The following is a 17,894-nucleotide window of genomic DNA, read 5'->3' on the forward strand; positions in this document are numbered from 1 at the left end:
ATCCCCTTCTTATGCAGAGCTTGGATCATCCCTCGTTCAGCGAGCGTGAGATGACTTCCTGATTTACGAACAGCCTCATCTGTGTTAAAATAGTTCTGATCCATAGCGATACTCCTTTGTTGATGATTGTTTTGCAGAACCATTTTAACATAGGAAGTCGCTATGGGTTTTTGTTTTTGATTAACTGTTCAACTTCATTTTACAACGAACCATTCACATAGATGCTTGGCATGAGCGCAAATGTGAGAGTGCATGAACCCTGAAAAAAATTCAATTTTTCAGGGCTGGGTGTCCTGCGCCAATTTTTCCATACACTTTCAAGCTACGGTATTCCAACCTTGTATAAGGGCATTTCACATCACCTCAATACCAATGATTGCCAATTCTCATTTAGATTGCCGAGGTTTTCTAATTCACATTCCATCCATCACAGGGCAAGGGACTCCATTCCGGGCCTATTAAAGGCAGTGTCTTCTCCAAATCGAGGCGTTATCCTGACCGGGGATAAGGATTTCCTCGAATCCGGCATCGTAGAACCAAAAATCATGAACGCTGCGGCGTTCCTTGCATGGCACTCGTAGAGGAGCGGCAGGATACCCTGCGTCTTGTTGCACGTGAAACATCGCTGCTAAAATCGCCTTGCGGTAACCTTCGTCGCTCGCACTGCGCCTGCGGCTTACACGCTGAGAGATTGCCATAGGAAAAAGCTCATCCAACACCGTAGTCGGATGAGCTTTTCTTTATATTCTCTTCAAGTCACGCCGCTTTATGCCTGCTGTCCCGTCGAGTACATCGGGATCTTCTCCGGGTTGGGCTGGATGGTCCAGACGCCGCAGGGGCAGACGCCGGCGCAGATGCCGCAGCCGATGCAGCGCTCGGGGTCGCTGACATACTCCCAGGAGCCGTCCGCATTTTCCTTGCGCGTGATGGCTTCCTCGGGGCAGCTCTCGAGACACATCTTGCAGTCGCGGCAGGTACCGCAGGAGACGCAGCGCGTGTGGTCGTCCACGGGATCGCCGAGGTCGCAGAAGTGGCAGCGGTCGAAATACGCCTTGCTGAGGCGCTCGGCCGGGATCTCCTGTTTCTCCGGGAAGGGCTCTGCCGTGCCGCGGAGGTACTGGTCGGCGTACCAGGCAGCCTTGCGGCCGCTGCCGATGGCGTCGGTCAGACGGCCCGGCTTGATGGTGTCGCCCGCCGTGAAGACGCCCGGCAGGATGGCCTGCTGTGCGTCCGGCACGAGCCAGCTCTTGCGGAAATACTGGATGCGCTCGTCGTCCGGCAGGAAGTCGAGCACCGGCTCCTCGCCGATGGAGACGATGACCTGGTCGGCGGGGATGAAGCGGCCGTCATTTGCGTAGACGCCTTCCTTCGTGATCTTGTTCGTGAAGAACGGCCAGACGAGCTTGCCGCCGAGCCCTTCGATGTAGGCGATCTCGTCAGCGAAGGCCGCCGGTTTCTGCACATCGACGGCGACGACGGTCTCAGCGCCCATCTCGTAGGCGCCGCGGCAGGTGTCCATGCCGGAGTTGCCGGCGCCGATGACGACGACGTGCTTGCCCGTCGCGGGCTTCTCGCCGCGGTTGATGGCCTTGAGGTACTCGAGGCCCATCGTGAGGTGCTCGACGCCCTCCCACGGGAAGAAGCGGGACTTCGTGCCGCCCGTCGCGACGATGACGGCATCGTTTTCTTTCTGGAGGGCGGCGAACTTCGTCCGGTCGACCTTGCAGCCGGAGACGAATTTCACGCCGACGCTCTCGATGCGCTTGAGCTCCGCCTCGAGGAGCTCGTGCGAAAGGCGGCCGCGCGGGATGACCTGCTCGAGCTTGCCGCCGATATGCGCGGCGTCGTCATAGACGGTGACGCTGTGGCCCTTGCGCGCGAGCTGCCAGGCCGCCGAGAGGCCGGCGACGCCGCCGCCGATGACGGCGACGGTCTTGCCCGTGTGCTCCGTGGGCGCAGCGACGGGCGTGAACGCAGACTTGTAGCCGAGGTCGCCGATCTGGATGGGGAAGTCGATCGTGCCGCGCGTGCAGCCGTCCATGCAGGGGTTCGGGCAGACCGAGCCGCAGACGGAGCCGGGGAACGGCGTGTAGTCGAGCTCGAGCTGGAGCGCCTCGTCGAGCTTGCCCTGGCGGATGAGGCCGAGGCGGCGCTGCGTCGGGATGCCCGTCGGGCAGTGGAACTCGCAGGGCGCGGCGTATTTCGCGTTGTCCCAGCTCGGCACGCGCAGGCGGTAGAGGCCGTGCGAGAGCGTGTTGTGCACGGCGAAATCATCGTGCGCGACATCGGAGAAGATGCCGCCCTTAACCCACTCCGTCCGGCGGAACGCCGCGACGCCCGCGGGCTTCGGCAGCGCCTTTTTCTCCGCCTGCGTGAGCGGCACGAGCTTCTGCCACTGGCTCCAGTCGGAGAGCTCAGCCGCGAGCTCCTCATGGCCGACGGCCGCGAGGAACTTGTCCATGCCGCCCGCGAGGAAGTCGATATCCTCCTGCGCGAGCGCGTGCGGGCGCACGTCGCCCGGCAGCTGGTCGATGGGGCCGCGCACGTAGACGACGCCGCCGACCATGCCGACGCACGGACGCTCGCCGAGCACGGAGTCAAAAGCCTCGCTGTCCCAGCCGCAGACGACGGCGCGGCCGCCGCCCATGAACTCGAACGAGAACGAGCCGACGTTCTTGAGGATCCAGAGCTCCGGCTCCTCGTAGAGCGGGTCGTGCTTCATCAGCGAGCCCGTGCGCGTGCCGGCGCGGCCGCCGATGTAGATGCGGCCGCCCGACGAGCAGTGGCCCGCCGTGTCGCCCGCGTCGCCGCGCACGGTGATGAGGCCGCCCGCGTTGAGCCAGCCGACATCGGCCGACGTGGACTCATCGACGACGATCTCCGTGCCGGGCAGGCACATGGAGCCGACGCGCTGGCCGGCGTTCGTCACGTGGAAATGCAGCGTCTTGCCGTCCGCGTTCCAGAGCGGGCCGCCGATGTCGTGCTGACCGGAGGCCGCGATCTCGAACTCCGTCTCGCCGTCCTTGACGGCTTTTTCGATGGCCAGGAGGAGGTCCTGCGTGGACATGCGCTCATGGCCTTTCATTGTCTCTATCTTAAACATGCTTTGCTCCCCTTACTTCATCGTAGCCGGGAAAGGCGCCTGGCAGCAGCGGCCGCCCGCGTCTCCCCTCTCCGGCTCTCGCCACAACCAGGAACGTCGCGGAATCCATGCCTGCCTGCTTGCACGCTTGTTTCCGCGCCCGTCCCATCAGCAGACGTACTGGATGCCGAGACGATCCGCAACGGCCTTGTCCGTCGAGACGAGGGCGTCGCTGCGGCCGATTGGCAGCGAGCTGTTGCCGATTGGCGCCATGAGCTTCTTGAGCTCCTTGTCGAACGTCAGCACATAGTCGACGATCTTCTGTGCGCCGCGGTCGACGTCGAGGCGCTTGACGAGGCGCGGATCCTGCGAGCAGATGCCCATCGGGCATTTGCCCGTGTTGCAGGAGTTGCAGCGTCCCTGCTCGTTGCCGACGCAGCCGAGGAGCTGGATGAGCACCTTGCCGACGAACACGCCGTTCGCGCCGAGGCACATCATCTTGAACGCATCCGCCGCGGCGTCGCCCGTCATGCCGATGCCGCCGCCGCCGTAGAGCGGGATCTGGCCCTGGCGGCCCTGCTTGACCGCCGCGAGGTAGCAGTCGCGGATCTTGCTGACGACAGGATGGCCCGTGTGGTCGAGCGAGATCTCGTTCGCCGCGCCGGTGCCGCCCTGGATGCCGTCGATGAAGAAGCCGCCGCAAATCTTGTACGGATCGCGCAGCAGGTTATTGTAGACGGAGACGCTCGTCGCCGACGCCGCGCACTTGATGGCGACCGGCACGCGGAAGCCGAAGGCCGCGTTCATCGAGAGATGCATCTTCTGCACGCTCTCCTCGATGGAGTAGAGGCCCTGATGGTTCGGCGGCGAGGCGAGCGTCGCCTTCGGCACGCCGCGGATGGCCTGCACGTGCTCCGCGACTTTCGCCTCGGGCAGGAGGCCGCCGTCGCCGGGCTTCGCGCCCTGGCCGATCTTGATGAGCACGCCGCCCGGATCCGTGACCATGTGCGGCATCGCCTTGATGATGCGGTTCCAGCCGAAATGACCGGAGGCGATCTGGATGATGAAGTATTTGAGATACTCCGACTCGAGGAGCTTCACGGGCATGCCGCCCTCGCCCGAGCTCATGCGCACGGGCAGGCCGCATTTCTCGTTGAGATAGCCGACCGCGAGCGCGACGGCCTCCCAGGCGCGCGTCGAGAGCGCGCCGATGGACATGTCAGAGAAGATGAGCGGATAGATCCACTGCACGGGCGGCGTGCGGTGCTTCTTCACGAGCTTGCCGTCCACGATCTCGAACGGCAGCTCATGCGAGTCGAGCACGCGGCCGAACGGCGCGCGGATGTCGAACGTATGGCGCGCCGCATCGAGCGACGGGTCCGTCATCTGCGAGATGCGGCCGACGACGATGGAGTCGAGTGCGCGCTGCGCGTTGAGGTTCGTGCGGCCGCCGCGCTTCAGCGGGCCGTTGTCCTTCGCGAGCAGGTGGCGGCGCTGGTCGGGGTTGCGCACGGGATGGATCGCGTTATTCGGGCAGATTTTCTCGCACATCCCGCAGCCGCGGCAGAAGTCCGTGAGGCTCGCGACCTGCTTGATGATGGGGCGCGCGATATGCGTATGCTTCGGCGTCGGCACGCTCGCCTCGGAGACCGTGAGCGACTGCTTCTGCATCACGACCTTGATGGCGTTAAACGAGCAGCTCGCGACGCAGCTGCCGCACATCGTGCAGCGATCCGCATGGTATTCGATAATCCAGGGGAGATCGTTCACTCCCACGTCCTGAGTCTTTACTGCTTCCATCTCTTTACCTCCAGGTTCTCATCGATCGTGACGATCTCCCGCTCGCTTGGGTAGATGTCCTGCGTCTCGTCACGGTTCGGCATGATCTCGTTGATGCCGCAGACCTCAGAGGAGATCGCGACCATATCATCCGTGCGGCCGACGACGACGGGGCGCAGCTTCTTGCTGTCGCAGCAGGTCATCATCGTGCCGTCCGGCAGCACGCCGATGATGGTATTCGGGCCGTTGATCTCGAGGTTCGCGAGACTCTGGCGGATGGAGGAAAGCACGTCCTTGTCCTCGCGCTCGGCCATCTCCTCGAACGGCAGCGGCGTGATGACATGCTTGTAATAGATGAGCGGCCACTTGAGCTCATGATGCACATAGTGGAGCGTGTTGAGGAAGCACTGCGAGTCGGACTCGAAGCCGATGTAGCCGCGGTGCAGAGATTTCTGGAATTCCTTGTTCTTCGTGTAGAACGTATTCTCGCCGTTCGCGCAGAGCGTGTAGCCCTGCAGGAAGAAGGGATGCGCAGCGTAGCGCACGATGTCGTAGTTCGTGTTCTGGCGGCACTGGGCGACGATGGACTTCGCGACGAGGCAGCCGTTGTCGTCCCAGAGGTGGAAATACGTCGCGATGTCCGCGGGATCGCCGATCTCCTTGAGCGTCAGCACATCCGGCCAGAACGAATACACATAGCCAGCGTCGGCCTTCTCGAGGATCTTGCGCAGTGCGAGGCGCGTGTCGAGCAGCAGGTCTTCCTTCTCCTGCTGCGTCATGTGGCTCGTCTCCTCAGGATAGTCGTAGTTGCGGAAAATGTAGTACGGCATGGCCTGGATATCGAGCCCCGGGCGCTTGTCCGGGATGGGGATCCACTCGGCGACCTGGATGAAGTTGTGCGCGTCCATGTACTCCTCGACGAGCTGGGCGCCCTTCTGCGTCACAGCCATCGAGAGCAGCGGCTTGTCCTTGTAGCCAGAGAAGATGCCGTAGAGGTCCTGCATGACCATGGCGAAACCCGAGTTATCGTGGCCCTCCTGCTGTGGCAGCATGAGCTTCAGCGCCATCGACGGCTGGATGGGCACCTTGCTCTTGATTGAACCGATTCTGCACATATCTGTCTCTCCCTTAATGGCGGGGACGACATGCGGCCTGGAATCAGGGGGCAAAGAGCAAAGCCTCAGGATAGGACGCCGTCGTCCTTAAAATATACACATTTGTGCGCCTTTAGAGAATAAGGCGTTACGTAACTACTATTATAAAAATGTATACTTGCTATGTCAATAAGATTTCTTGAGTATACAAGAATACACGCACGAGAAAAAGCAGCGCCCCGCGGCTGCGGGACGCTGCTTCACTCGTTTCGTATTGCTGGGAGAACTGGCGCTATATCTATAGTAGGAATTGATTTTCTCCGCCCTTGCCGGGCTGCCAGCCGCGGAAACGGCGGCGTGATCGCTCCTACTCAATCCCCTTCAATACATCGCGCGTCGCATCATATTTTCACGCGAAATGCGCGCCTTTCCCTAGCGATGGCGCGCCGCCATCGCAGCCGCGCCATCGCTAGGAAATCAGAGATAGCCGACCGGATTGACCGGCGTGCCGTTCACGCGCACCTCGTAATGAACGTGCGGGCCGGTCGAGAAGCCCGTCGAGCCCATATAGGCAATGACCTGACCGCGGCGCACGTGCTGGCCGGGGACGACGACGACCTGCATCGCGTGGCCGTAGCGCGTCATGATGCCGTTGCCGTGGTCGATGTCGACCATGTTGCCGTAGCCGCCGGCGTTCCAGCCGGCCGTCGTGACCGTGCCATCCGCCGTCGCGACGATGGGCGTGCCCATGTCGTTCGCGATGTCGATGCCGGGGTGGAAGTCGCTGCCGCCCCAGCGCAGGCCGTAGGGCGAGCTCACATCGCCGCGCGCCGGCCACATGGATGGGGTCGTGACGGACGCCCCGCCGAAGGAGAGGCCGCCAGCGGGCACGAGCGCCGTCTGCTGGTCGCGCATCGTCTGCTTGAGCTGCTCGAGGCTCGCGCGACGCTTGGCGAGGCGCTGCTCGAGATCGTCGAGCGTCTCGCGCACATTCGCGACGTCCGGCGCGATGACCGGGCCGCCCTGCCCGTCGTGCTTCTCGCCATCCGCAGCGCTGCCCGCCGCGTCGTCAGCCGCCGGCGCGCCCGTCTGGCGGCGCAACTCCTGCTCCATCTGCGTGAGCTCCTCCATCTGCTGCTGGAGGTCATAGGCCTTCTTCGAGAGCTGCAGGAGCTGCTCCTGCTGGATGTTGTTGACCTCGCGCAGCTCCGAGATCTCGGCCGCGTCGCTCTTCGCCGTCATCGTGCTGTAAACGCCGTAGCTGAACGCGCCGACGAAGAGCAGCGCGCCCGCCGCGAGCGTCGCCGCGCCGTATTTCAGCATGCGCGCGGAGAGGCGGATGCTGTGCACGGTATCGCCGTGCTCCGGCACGATCTTGATGGTATAGTGCTCCTGTTTCTTTTCCTGCTGCATTGCCTTTCCCGGCTGCTCTTCCAGCTGCTCCTCAGGCGCCTGCACGGTCGGCAGGACCTGCGTCTCCTCGCTATGATCCTGCCCCTGCTGATTTCCCTGTTCCACGAAATTCCTCCTGCCAAAGCGGCAAACACCCCGCGGGCGACGCCGCCCTCAGGAAATGTTGCCTGAACTGAGCGCGCCAGCGCGCGCCGTATGCCTCAAACGATGATCCTCGCAGCAACAGCCAAGAGACGCCGCTGCGTCCCTCCAGCACAAAAGAACCCGCGGCATGCTGCTCCTCCCGGGCTCTGCGATATCCGATACAAGTAAGCAGCCAGCAGCGAAGAATCGCCGGCTGCCAGGCCATGCCCGCGTCTCACCGCACGCGGGCGCATCGTTCGCGCCGTCGCGCATGCCGCGCTGCAGACGCAAAAAGGGCCTTACGCTTCATTATAGCATAAGGCCCTTTCCTTTTGAAGTTATATTTCCCCTAGCATGCCTAACGCGGATTACGCATTCTGCCCCATCGCCTGATGGAGCGCCTGCTGCTCCTCCTCCGTGAGCGTATAGGAAGACTGTCCGGCCTGGATGGGCTTGACGTAGCTGCGCGAGTCCTCACGGCCGAAGATGCTCGAGAGGATCACGCCGTTGTTCTCCGCGTCGAGCAGCGCGACCGCATAGCTGAGATCGCTGCCCATGTCGTCGAACGCGCGGAACCGCACGACGCCGACGCGCGTGATGGCCCTCTGCAGCAGCGCGCTGATGCGCTGGTTCTCCGCGTCGATGCGTCGGTTCTCCTCGACGACCTGCTTGACCTCGTCGATATGGCCGATGAGCAGTCGCTCGAGATTCGCCCCATCGACGCCGGTCATCATCTTGCGGTAGCGCTTCTTGAGATACGAGAGGTTCATCCAGAGGTTGATGATGATGCCGTACATGATGATGACGAGCACGCCGAGCCCCGCCGTGATATACATCAGATTGTTCATGACGAACTTCGAGACTTGTTGAATATCCAAAACCAGAATCTTCCCTTCCATTGTTTCACGTGAAACATATCGCCGTCCCTGCTGCCGACACCTGCCGCAATGCCCTGGACGCGCCACACGCATGATGTGAGATGCGATGCGGCCAGGGCGGGCGTTCTGCCCCGAATGCCCTACGGACAGGCTGGCACGCACTTAGTTTATCACAAATCACATACAGCGTCTAGGCGATGCAAGTGCGCGCATACGGGGTGCGGCATGAATGCGCATCCCCGGGAAAAGATGCGGTCAGACGGTGAATTTCCCCATCGTCGACACCCTGCGCAGCGCCTCGATTTTCTTCTGCTTTTCCGCCGCCGCGCTCGCCTGCCCCGCGAGGAGCTCGAGGATGCGCGAGATGTCCTCGTCGCCGTAGCAGTCGATCTCGATGCGGCTCTTCTTCTTGCCCGGCAGGATGCGCACCTTTGTGCCGAGAGACTGCGTGAGGCGCTCCTGCGCTTCCTGGAGATGGGCGTCGAGCGGCTGTGCCTTTTTCTCCGCCCGGAGCGCGTCCGGCGCGGCGAGCAGGCGCTTGACGAGAGCCTCGCTCGCGCGCGCCGTGAGCTCGTGCTCCTGGATGTAGTCCGCCGCCTCACGCTGCAGCGCGTGATCGGGGAGCGAGACGAGCGGCTTTGCCTGCCCCATCGTGAGCACGCCGCTCGCGAGATAGTCCTGCACCTTCTCATCGAGCTTCATGAGCCGCAGAAAATTCGCGATATGGGAGCGGCTGCGCCCCACCTTGGCGGAGAGCGCCTCCTGCGTGAGGTGGAACTCTTCGAGGAGACGCGCGTACGCCCGCGCCTCCTCGATGGGGCCGAGATCCTCGCGCTGGAGGTTCTCGATGAGCGCGATCTCGCTCGTCTCCGCGTCGTTATAGGCGCGCACGATGGCGGGAATCTCATCGAGCCCCGCGAGCTTCGCCGCGCGCAGGCGGCGTTCGCCCGCGATGAGCTCGTAGCCGCCCTCGGGCAGACGGCGCACGAGGACGGGCTGCAGGACGCCGTAGGCCCGCACCGACTCTTTGAGCTCCTCCATCGCCGCCTCATCGAACTCCGCGCGCGGCTGGAACCTGTTCGCGCGGATGTCGCCGACGGCGAGCTGCCGGACCTGGCCCTCCTGCGGCGTCATCTTCGCGCCTTCGCCGAACAGCGCGCCGAGCCCCTTGCCGCCGAGACCGCCGCGATTACTTTTTTTCACGCTTGAGCACCTCCTTCGCGAGCTCCATGTAGACCTCCGCGCCCTTAGAGCGCTTGTCATAGTAGAGGATGGGCTGTCCGTAGGACGGCGCCTCCGAGAGGCGCACCGTGCGCGGGATCAGCGTCTTGTAGACGATGTCGCCGAAGTTCTTGCGCACCTCGGCCACGACATCGGCCGCAAGCTTCGTGCGGCTGTCGTACATCGTCATGACGACACCCTCGATGGCGAGGGCGGGATTCAGATTGTCCCGCACGAGGCGGATCGTATTCATGAGCTGCGAGACGCCCTCGAGCGCGTAGAACTCGCACTGGATGGGCATGAGCACGGCGTCGGCGGCCGCGAGCGAGTTGAGCGTGAGCAGGCCGAGCGACGGCGGGCAGTCGATGACGATGAAGTCATAGCGCTCCCGCACGCCATCGAGCGCCTTCTTGAGGCGCGTCTCGCGCGAGATCGCCGCGACGAGCTCGACCTCCGCGCCTGCGAGCTCGATGTTCGCCGGCACGACGTCGACGCGATATTCCGTCTTCTGGAGCACGTCGTCGATGCCCTGTCCGTTGATGAGCACATCGTAGATCGTCCCGTCGAGCTCCGATTTCTGGATGCCGTAGCCGCTCGTCGCGTTCCCCTGCGGATCGCAGTCCACGAGCAGTACGCGTTTCTTCTTCGCGGCGAGACACGCGGCGAGATTTACCGACGTTGTCGTCTTGCCGACGCCGCCCTTCTGATTGGCAATGGCCAAAATCTTTGCCAAGGAATCACCCTCTTTGTTTTTTGTAACATATATGGCATGAAATCTTGAATTTGCCCGCTATAATTGATAGTATAGAGACTACCCCCGGCGCGCACGCTTCGCGCTGCCGACGCCGGACGATTGCCTAAAACTCTTCTATTATCATAGGCGAAATTCAGAAAAAAATCTACACTTCCCGGCGATGTTTCACGTGAAACATCCGGATTTCTCCAAAGGAGTGTTGCCCATGCCCGTTTATCATGCACCATTGCTGCGGATCGACCCCAAGGAGACGCGGCGCTACGCCGGCCTCATGAAGGCGAAGGACTTCGACGAGCAGCGCATCCTCGATGCCTGCGAGGACGCGCTGCTGCTCGCCCAGCCGCGCGGCGTCTGGGAGCTCTATAACTACGACTGCGAGACGCAGACCGTGCAGTCCGCACCACCCTTCACCATCGAGGGCAAGAAGATCGGTGCACACCTCGCGGGCTGCGACAAGGTCATCCTGCTCGCTGCCACGGTCGGCGACGACATCGAGGACATGGTCACGCAGCGCTTCGAGCAGGGAGCGTACGCGAGCTCCGTCCTGCTCGACGCCGCCGCCACGACAGCCGTCGAACAGATCGCCGACGGCATGGAGAAGGCCATCGCGCCGAAGATGGCCGCGCAGGGCTACGGCATGCGCTGGCGCTTCTCCCCCGGCTACGGCGACTGGCCGCTCGAGCAGCAGCCGGAGCTCATCCGCACCTCGCGCGCGGAGAGCATCGGCGTGCACCTCTCCTCCTCGCTCATGCTCGTGCCGCGCAAGAGCGTCACGGCCATCATCGGCCTCTACAAAATCCGGGCGGACGCGGAGGAGCAGCATTCGCCGCAGGGCTGCGCCGCCTGCAATAAGCTCGACTGCCCGTCGCGGAAAGTTCTAAGGAACCACTGATTAATTCGGCACTCCGTCTTCACGCGTCTGCACTGTCCTCTCGTCGTCGACAAATCCTCAGCGTAGCTTCGGCTACGCCTGCGTTTTGTCTCCTAGAGAGATACAGCGCATCCACGTAAATCCGGAGCACCTCATTTAATCAGCGGTTCCCTAAGCATCCAACCATAGATAGGAAAGGAAGTTCCCATGATCCATATTTTCGACGGTGCCATGGGCACCATGCTCCAAGCGGGCGGCCTAAAGCCCGGCGCCTGCCCCGAGCTCATGAACATCGATGCACCGGAGGTCGTGCGCGCCATCCACGAGGAATACATCGCGGCCGGCGCGACCATCATCGAGACGAACACCTTCGGCGCGAGCCGGCTGAAGCTCGACCACTACGGCCTCGCAGACCGCATGGAGGAAATCAATGCCGCCGCTGTGCGCATCGCGAAGGAGGCGGCCGGCACGCGCGCCAAGGTCGCGGGCTCGATGGGCCCGACGGGCCGCTTCATCGAGCCGCTCGGCGACCTCGGCTTCGAGGAGGCCTACGAAGGCTTCCGCGAGCAGGCAAAAGCCCTTGCCGACGCGGGCGCGGACTACCTCATCATCGAGACCTGCATCGACATCCAGGAGATGCGCGCCGCGCTGCTCGCCGCGAAGGAGGTCACGGATCTCCCCATCATCTGCCAGCTCTCCTACAGCGAGGACGGGCGCACCGTCACGGGCACGGATCCTGAGTCCGCCGCCGTCATCCTCGACGGCCTCGGCGCGGACGTCATCGGCGTCAACTGCTCGCTCGGCCCGGAGGAGCTCGTCCCCGTCGCCAAGACACTCGCCGCAAGCTGCCGCGCCCCCATCAGCGTCCAGCCGAACGCCGGCATGCCGTTCCTCAAGGACGGCAAGACCTGCTTCCCCATGGGGCCGGAGGAATTCGGCACCTGGGGGCCGAAGCTCCTCGCGGCGGGCGCGACCTACCTCGGCGGCTGCTGCGGCACGACGCCCGCGCACATCAAAGCCCTCGCCGAAAGCGTACGCGGCCTCGCGGAGCCCGTGCGCGCGCGGGGCCGCCGCCTGCTCAAGCTCGCGAGCCGCAGCCGCACCGTCACCATCGACCGGGATCTGCCGACCGTCCTCATCGGCGAGCGCATCAACCCCACGGGCCGCAAGAAGCTCGCCGCGGAGATCAAGGAAGGCTCCCTGCTCTCCGTCAAGAAGGAGGCCGTGAACCAGGTCAAGGCAGGCGCGCGCCTCCTCGACGTCAACATGGGCGTCGGCGGCATCGACCAGGCGGCCGCCATGCAGCGCGCCGTGCGCGAGATCGCCCAGATCACCGACGCGCCGCTCGTCATCGACACGAGCGACGCGCGCTCCCTCGAGGCCGGCCTGCGCGTCTATCCGGGCCGCGCCCTCATCAACTCCGTGAGCGCGGAGGACGCGCGCATCCACGATTTCCTGCCGCTCGCGAAGAAATACGGCGCCGCCATCCTCTGCCTGCCCATCACTGAGGACGGCGTGCCAAAGACCGCCGAGGACCGCCTCGCCGCCGTAGAGTACATCATCCGCGCGGCGGAGCGCTACGGCCTCACGGAGGGCGACTTCCTCCTCGACGCCCTCGTCATGACCGTCTCCGCGGACAAGAACGCCTGCCGCCAGGTGCTCCGCACGCTCGCGCTCTACCGCGAGCACCTCGGCTATCCCGCGACGATGGGCCTCTCGAACATCTCGTTCGGCCTGCCGAACCGCCCGCTCATCAACAGCACCTTTTTCGCGATGAGCCTCGCCGGCGGCCTCGACGCTCCCATCATGAACCCCTACGACGACGCGATGCAGAACGCCCTCATGGCCAGCGCCGCCCTGCTCGGCGACGATCCGAACGGCATCGCCTTCAGCAAGCAGGCCGCGAACCTCGCCGCGCCGAAAAAGGCCGCCACCGCGAAGACGACCGACCTCCCCATCCTCGCGGCCATCAAGCAGGCCGTCATCGACGGGGAAAAGGACGAGATCGCCGGCCTCGTCGAAAAAGCCCTGCAGGAAGGCCACGACGGCAACGAAATCACGGAGAAAGCCCTCACCGCCGCGATGAACGACATCGGCGTCGACTTCGGCGCGGGGCGCGTCTTCCTGCCGCAGGTCCTGCTCTCCGCCGAGACCATGCGCGCGGCCTTTGAAAAGCTCAAGGAGCTCATCCCCGCGGCTGCGACCGCGGACAAGGGCACCGTCGTCATCGCCACCGTCAAGGGCGACGTCCACGACCTCGGCAAAAACATCACGGGCGCCCTGCTCGCGAACTCCGGGTTCCGCCTCATCGACCTCGGAAAGGACGTCCCGAGCGAAGACATCGTGCGCGCCGCCATCGAGCACGACGCCGACATCGTCGGCCTCTGCGCGCTCATGACCACGACGATGACCCAGATCGACAAGGTCGTCCAGGAGCTCCATGCGGCCGGCTGCCGCGCGAAAGTCATGGTCGGCGGCGCCGCCGTCACGCAGGACTACGCCGACAGTGCCGGTGCCGACGCCTACGCCAGCGACGGCGTCAAGGCCGTCAAGCTCGCAAAGGAAATCGTCGGCGCGGAGTAAGACCGCGCCGCAAACCATGTACAGGCATCCAGGGACCACTGATGCATCAGCAGTTCCTCAAAACCGGGCCAGAGAAGGAACGCTCCTTCCCTGGCCCGGTTCCTATCGCGGCAACGGTATGGTGCCACCCTCGTCTTGCGCACATCCTGCACACGCGAGAGCGGCACGTATGGATATAGATTCCAGCGGCGCTTTCCTCCCTGCGCATCACCTGCAGGCACGCAGCGCAAATGACTTCGCATCTCCTCCCCGCCATAAACAGAGAAACGGCGCGGCAGATGAAAATCCGCCGCGCCGTTTTGTTTCACGTGCAACAATCAGAAGAGCACGCGCGCAAGATGCGCATACTCAGGATCGAGCGTCTTTTTATTATTGACCGCATCGTGCAGGTTGATGGAGACGACATGGCCCTTGTTGAAGCCGAACACGATATCGGAGAGGCCGCTGATGATAGCGAGCGCCGCCTGCTCACCGAGCTGCGAGGCCTTCACGCGGTCGATGACCGTCGGCGAGCCGCCGCGCTGGATGTGGCCCAGCACCGAGACGCGCGTATCGATGTTCGTGTGCTCCGCGATGTACTTGCCAATCTCCTGGCCGGAGCCAGCGCCCTCCGCCACGACGACGAGGATATAGCGCTTGCCGGCCTTGTAGGCCTTTGCCATATCCGCGCAGATGGCGTCGAGATCGTACTCCTCCTCCGGCACGAGGATATACTCCGCACCGCCGGCGATGCCCGCCGTCATCGCGAGCCAGCCACAGCGATGGCCCATGACCTCGAGCACGATGCAGCGGCGGTGCGCCGATGCCGTATCGCGCAGCTTGTTGATCGCGTCGATGATTGTATTCGCCGCCGTATCGCAGCCGATCGTGTAGTCCGAGCCCCAGACATCATTGTCGATCGTGCCGGGGAGGCCGACGATGGGGATGCCCGTCTCCTTCGAGAGCAGCGACGCGCCGCGCAGACTGCCGTCGCCGCCGATGACGACGAGGCCCTGGATGCCGCGGTCGACGAGGTTCTTGTAGCCCTGCATGCGGCCCTCCGGCTTCTCCCAGCGCTTGCAGCGCGCCGTGCCGAGGAACGTGCCGCCACGCTGGATGATGTCGCCGACATCCTTGCGCTCCATCTTGAACATATCCTCATCGAGGAGTCCATGATAGCCGTTGTTGATGCCCCAGACCTCGACGCCCTCGTAGAGCGCCGTGCGCACGACAGCGCGCGCGCAGGCATTCATACCAGGGCTGTCACCGCCGCTCGTCATCACTGCAATACTTTTCAGCATGTCTATATCCCCCTTGTGTATGGATGAGCCAGGGCTATGTCAAAAGGCAAAGCCGCTCATTTGATTGCTTGATTCATACCCAATCCCTATCATATCATTTTCCCCTAAAGATTTCCACCCGTCCGCCGAAATTCTCACCGCCGCATCTACCGCCCAGCCGAGGGCCAACCGAAGAAAATCAGATTGCTTTTCCACCGGATTCTCCGTATAATTTAGGTAAGAAATCGCCAGAGACGGCGGCATCTACCGAGACCATCTGAAGCGCACAATGTCTAGGTTCTGGACATCGTTCCCCTCCCTGAACGCAACATGACGGAGGAATCCATATGGCAGCAAAACGGAATTACAAAGACTCGATGTTCCGAGCAATCTTCAAGGACAAGAAAGCCTTGCTCTCCCTCTACAACGCGATCCGCAAAACAAACATCACGGACTGGCGCGCCATCCGTTTAAATTCCCTCAAGGGCGTCCTCTTCAACATCATGCGCAACGATCTCTCATTTACCTTGGGCGAGGAAGAAATCATCCTCATGGAGGAACAGAGCACACCGAACGGCAATATGCCCCTGCGGCTTTTCTTCTATCTCGCGAAGCTCTATCAGCATAGCGTGGCACAGGAAAAGCTCTACCGCCAGGCGACTACCAGACTCCCCGCGCCGCATTTCTATGTATTCTGCGTCGGCAGACACGACCTGCCGCCCGTCTCAGAAGAGCGGCTGTCCACTGCGTTTGCCACGCCCTCCAGCGATCTCGAGCTCATCGTTCACATCTACAACATCACCGACGGCATCGACAGCCCGCTCTTCCCAGACTGTCCGATACTCCACCAATACAGCCAATTCGTAGGCCAGGTCGAAGCGCGCATCGCAAGCGGCCGCGCCCGCGATGCCGCTATCCGCGACACCATCCGCTACTGCATGGCGAACAATATCCTATACGATTTTCTCAAAGCACACGATTCGGAGGTGTATGACATGGTCAGCATGAAATTCGATATGAATACCGCCCTCAGGGTGGCAAAAGAAGAAGCCCGGGAAGCTGGGTGGCAAGAGGGCAAAGAGCAGGGCATGCAAGAAGGCATGCAAGAAGGCATGCAGCAGGGCATCAAAAAAGGACGCCTGCAGGCTGCGCTGGAGACAAAGACGAATATTATCTTGCAGATGCTGAAAAAGGGCATGCGCCTCGCTGATATCGCTGGCATTGCCGAATGGCCCGCCGCGAGAATCATCGAGATTGCCAAGAAAAACAATCTGCCCGTGACGGAATGATACCCTATCCACGCAAAGCGCAACGCACAAACGTTATTTTGCGGAGGGCGCGCCTGAACGCTCGTCTTTCCCGCAGGAGAAAATTCCGCCTCCCACCTTGACACCCCGCGCCGCGCACCCTACAATAGAATTGTTCCATTGCACGACTGACGGAAGTGGAGTACCACAGGGGAGTGCAATGATGCTGCCGTAGCAGCAGAGAGGAAGTACGTCTTCCATCGCCGACCGTCTGGGCAAACGCCTGGAAGACGTGTCGGCTTTTTTATTGGCAATGCCGCGATTTCATGGGGCACTCCGCGTGAGCGATGCCCCTGGGGAGATTTCAGACAAAAGGAGCATGGATATGAAAGAACTCGAACTCAAGTACGGCTGCAATCCGAACCAGAAGCCAGCCAAGGTCTACATGGAGAGCGGCGACCTGCCGTTCACGGTCAAGAACGGCCGTCCCGGCTACATCAACCTCCTCGACGCCATGAACAGTTGGCAGCTCGTGCGCGAACTCAAGGAGGCGACGGGCCTCCCCGCCGCGGCCTCGTTCAAGCACGTGAGCCCGGCGGGCGCCGCCGTCGCTGCGCCGCTCAGCGAAACGCTGCGCGAGATGTACTTCGCGCCGGACTTCCCGCTCACGCCGCTCGCGACGGCCTACGTGCGCGCGCGCGGCGCCGACCGCATGAGCTCCTACGGCGACTTCTCCGCGCTCAGCGATGTCTGCGACGTCGCGACGGCGAAAATCCTGAAGCACGAGGTCAGCGACGGCGTCATCGCGCCGGGCTACGAGCCGGAGGCGCTCGAGATCCTCAAGACGAAGAAAAAGGGCAACTACGTCATCCTCGAGATGGATCCCGCCTACGAGCCCGCCCCCATCGAGACGAAGCAGGTCTTCGGCGTGATGTTCGAGCAGCGCCGCAACGATGTCAAGATTGACGAACACATTTTCGACGACATCGTGACGAAGAACCATGACCTGCCGGAATCCGCGAAGCGCGACCTCCTCATCGCGACCATCACGCTCAAGTACACGCAGAGCAACTCCGTCTGCTACGCCTACGACGGCCAGGCCATCGGCATCGGCGCCGGCCAGCAGAGCCGCGTCCACTGCACGCGCCTCGCGGGCGACAAGGCGGACCGCTGGTTCCTGCGCCAGAGCCCGCAGGTCCTCGGCCTCCCGTTCAAGGATGACGTGCGCCGCCCGGACCGCGACAACGCCATCGACGTCTACATCGGCAGCGAGTGGCGCGACCTCCTCGAGACGGATGACTGGAAGCGCGTCTTCACCGAGAAGCCGCCCGTCTTCACCGAGGAGGAAAAGCGCGCCTGGCTCGAAAAGGTCGGCGGCGTCTCCCTCGGCTCCGACGCCTTCTTCCCCTTCGGCGACAACATCGAGCGCGCGCACAAGAGCGGCGTCTCCTACGTCGCCCAGACCGGCGGCTCCATCCGCGATGACAACGTCATCGAGACGGCGGACAAGTACGGCATGACGATGGCGATGACGCACATTCGCCTGTTCCACCACTGAGCCGCACGCCGGCCACGCTGAGCCGACACCGC

12 protein-coding genes and 1 riboswitch are annotated in these 17,894 nt (G+C 62.8%); of the genes, 4 read left to right on the forward strand and 8 right to left on the reverse strand.

What is annotated here, in order from left to right; genetic code table 11:
- Positions 1-766 precede the first annotated feature (766 nt).
- The 7 genes from F599_RS0110165 to F599_RS0110195 all read right to left on the reverse strand — a co-directional run bounded on the left by F599_RS0110165 (position 767) and on the right by F599_RS0110195 (position 10,323).
- The gene (locus tag F599_RS0110165; protein ID WP_026327948.1) at positions 767-3,103 is read right to left on the reverse strand and encodes an FAD-dependent oxidoreductase; all 2,337 of its coding nucleotides are present in this window, start codon (positions 3,101-3,103) and stop codon (positions 767-769) included.
- Between the two features lie 147 nt (positions 3,104-3,250).
- Positions 3,251-4,882: a glutamate synthase-related protein gene (locus tag F599_RS0110170; protein WP_019543426.1), complete on the reverse strand. Its 1,632-nt coding sequence runs from the start codon at positions 4,880-4,882 to the stop codon at positions 3,251-3,253.
- The gene (locus F599_RS0110175) at positions 4,870-5,976 is read right to left on the reverse strand and encodes a class II glutamine amidotransferase domain-containing protein (protein ID WP_019543427.1); all 1,107 of its coding nucleotides are present in this window, start codon (positions 5,974-5,976) and stop codon (positions 4,870-4,872) included. The genes F599_RS0110170 and F599_RS0110175 overlap by 13 nt, the downstream gene beginning before the upstream one ends.
- A 456-nt stretch (positions 5,977-6,432) precedes the next feature.
- Positions 6,433-7,473, reverse strand: a complete 1,041-nt coding sequence (locus F599_RS0110180) for a M23 family metallopeptidase (RefSeq protein WP_019543428.1) — start codon at positions 7,471-7,473, stop codon at positions 6,433-6,435.
- 386 nt (positions 7,474-7,859) lie between these two features.
- The gene (locus tag F599_RS0110185; protein WP_019543429.1) at positions 7,860-8,369 is read right to left on the reverse strand and encodes a DUF4446 family protein; all 510 of its coding nucleotides are present in this window, start codon (positions 8,367-8,369) and stop codon (positions 7,860-7,862) included.
- 255 nt (positions 8,370-8,624) lie between these two features.
- Positions 8,625-9,572, reverse strand: a complete 948-nt coding sequence (locus tag F599_RS0110190; protein ID WP_019543430.1) for a ParB/RepB/Spo0J family partition protein — start codon at positions 9,570-9,572, stop codon at positions 8,625-8,627.
- The gene (locus tag F599_RS0110195; protein ID WP_019543431.1) at positions 9,559-10,323 is read right to left on the reverse strand and encodes a ParA family protein; all 765 of its coding nucleotides are present in this window, start codon (positions 10,321-10,323) and stop codon (positions 9,559-9,561) included. Before F599_RS0110195 ends, F599_RS0110190 begins: the two co-directional genes overlap by 14 nt.
- A gap of 226 nt (positions 10,324-10,549) precedes the next feature.
- Here F599_RS0110195 and F599_RS0110200 point away from each other — a divergent pair, with 226 nt between their 5' ends.
- Together F599_RS0110200 and F599_RS0110205 are read left to right on the forward strand one after the other, a co-directional pair.
- Positions 10,550-11,236 carry a 5-methyltetrahydrofolate--homocysteine methyltransferase gene (locus tag F599_RS0110200; RefSeq protein WP_019543432.1) on the forward strand — a complete coding sequence of 229 codons (687 nt, stop codon included), beginning with the start codon at positions 10,550-10,552 and terminating at the stop codon, positions 11,234-11,236.
- 186 nt (positions 11,237-11,422) lie between these two features.
- Entirely contained in the window at positions 11,423-13,798 is a 2,376-nt protein-coding gene (locus F599_RS0110205; RefSeq protein WP_019543433.1) for a homocysteine S-methyltransferase family protein, read from the forward strand.
- 317 nt (positions 13,799-14,115) lie between these two features.
- On the opposite strand, the gene pfkA is transcribed toward F599_RS0110205, so the two are convergent.
- Positions 14,116-15,078 (reverse strand): 6-phosphofructokinase, encoded by a 963-nt coding sequence (gene pfkA, locus F599_RS0110210; RefSeq protein WP_019543434.1) that lies wholly within the window; start codon positions 15,076-15,078, stop codon positions 14,116-14,118.
- Positions 15,079-15,404: 326 nt separating this feature from the next.
- On the opposite strand from pfkA, the gene F599_RS0110215 reads away from it, so the two are divergent.
- Complete coding sequence (locus F599_RS0110215) at positions 15,405-16,346, forward strand: RpnC/YadD family protein (RefSeq protein WP_019543435.1); 942 nt, start codon at positions 15,405-15,407, stop codon at positions 16,344-16,346.
- A 132-nt stretch (positions 16,347-16,478) separates the two neighbouring features.
- A riboswitch (ZMP/ZTP riboswitch) is annotated at positions 16,479-16,588 on the forward strand.
- A 101-nt stretch (positions 16,589-16,689) separates the two neighbouring features.
- Positions 16,690-17,862, forward strand: coding sequence for a phosphoribosylaminoimidazolecarboxamide formyltransferase (locus tag F599_RS0110220; protein WP_019543436.1), 1,173 nt, complete (start codon positions 16,690-16,692; stop codon positions 17,860-17,862).
- Positions 17,863-17,894 lie beyond the last annotated feature (32 nt).

It is taken from the genome of Selenomonas bovis DSM 23594 (genome assembly GCF_000381005.1).
GTDB lineage: Bacteria > Bacillota > Negativicutes > Selenomonadales > Selenomonadaceae > Selenomonas_C > Selenomonas_C bovis.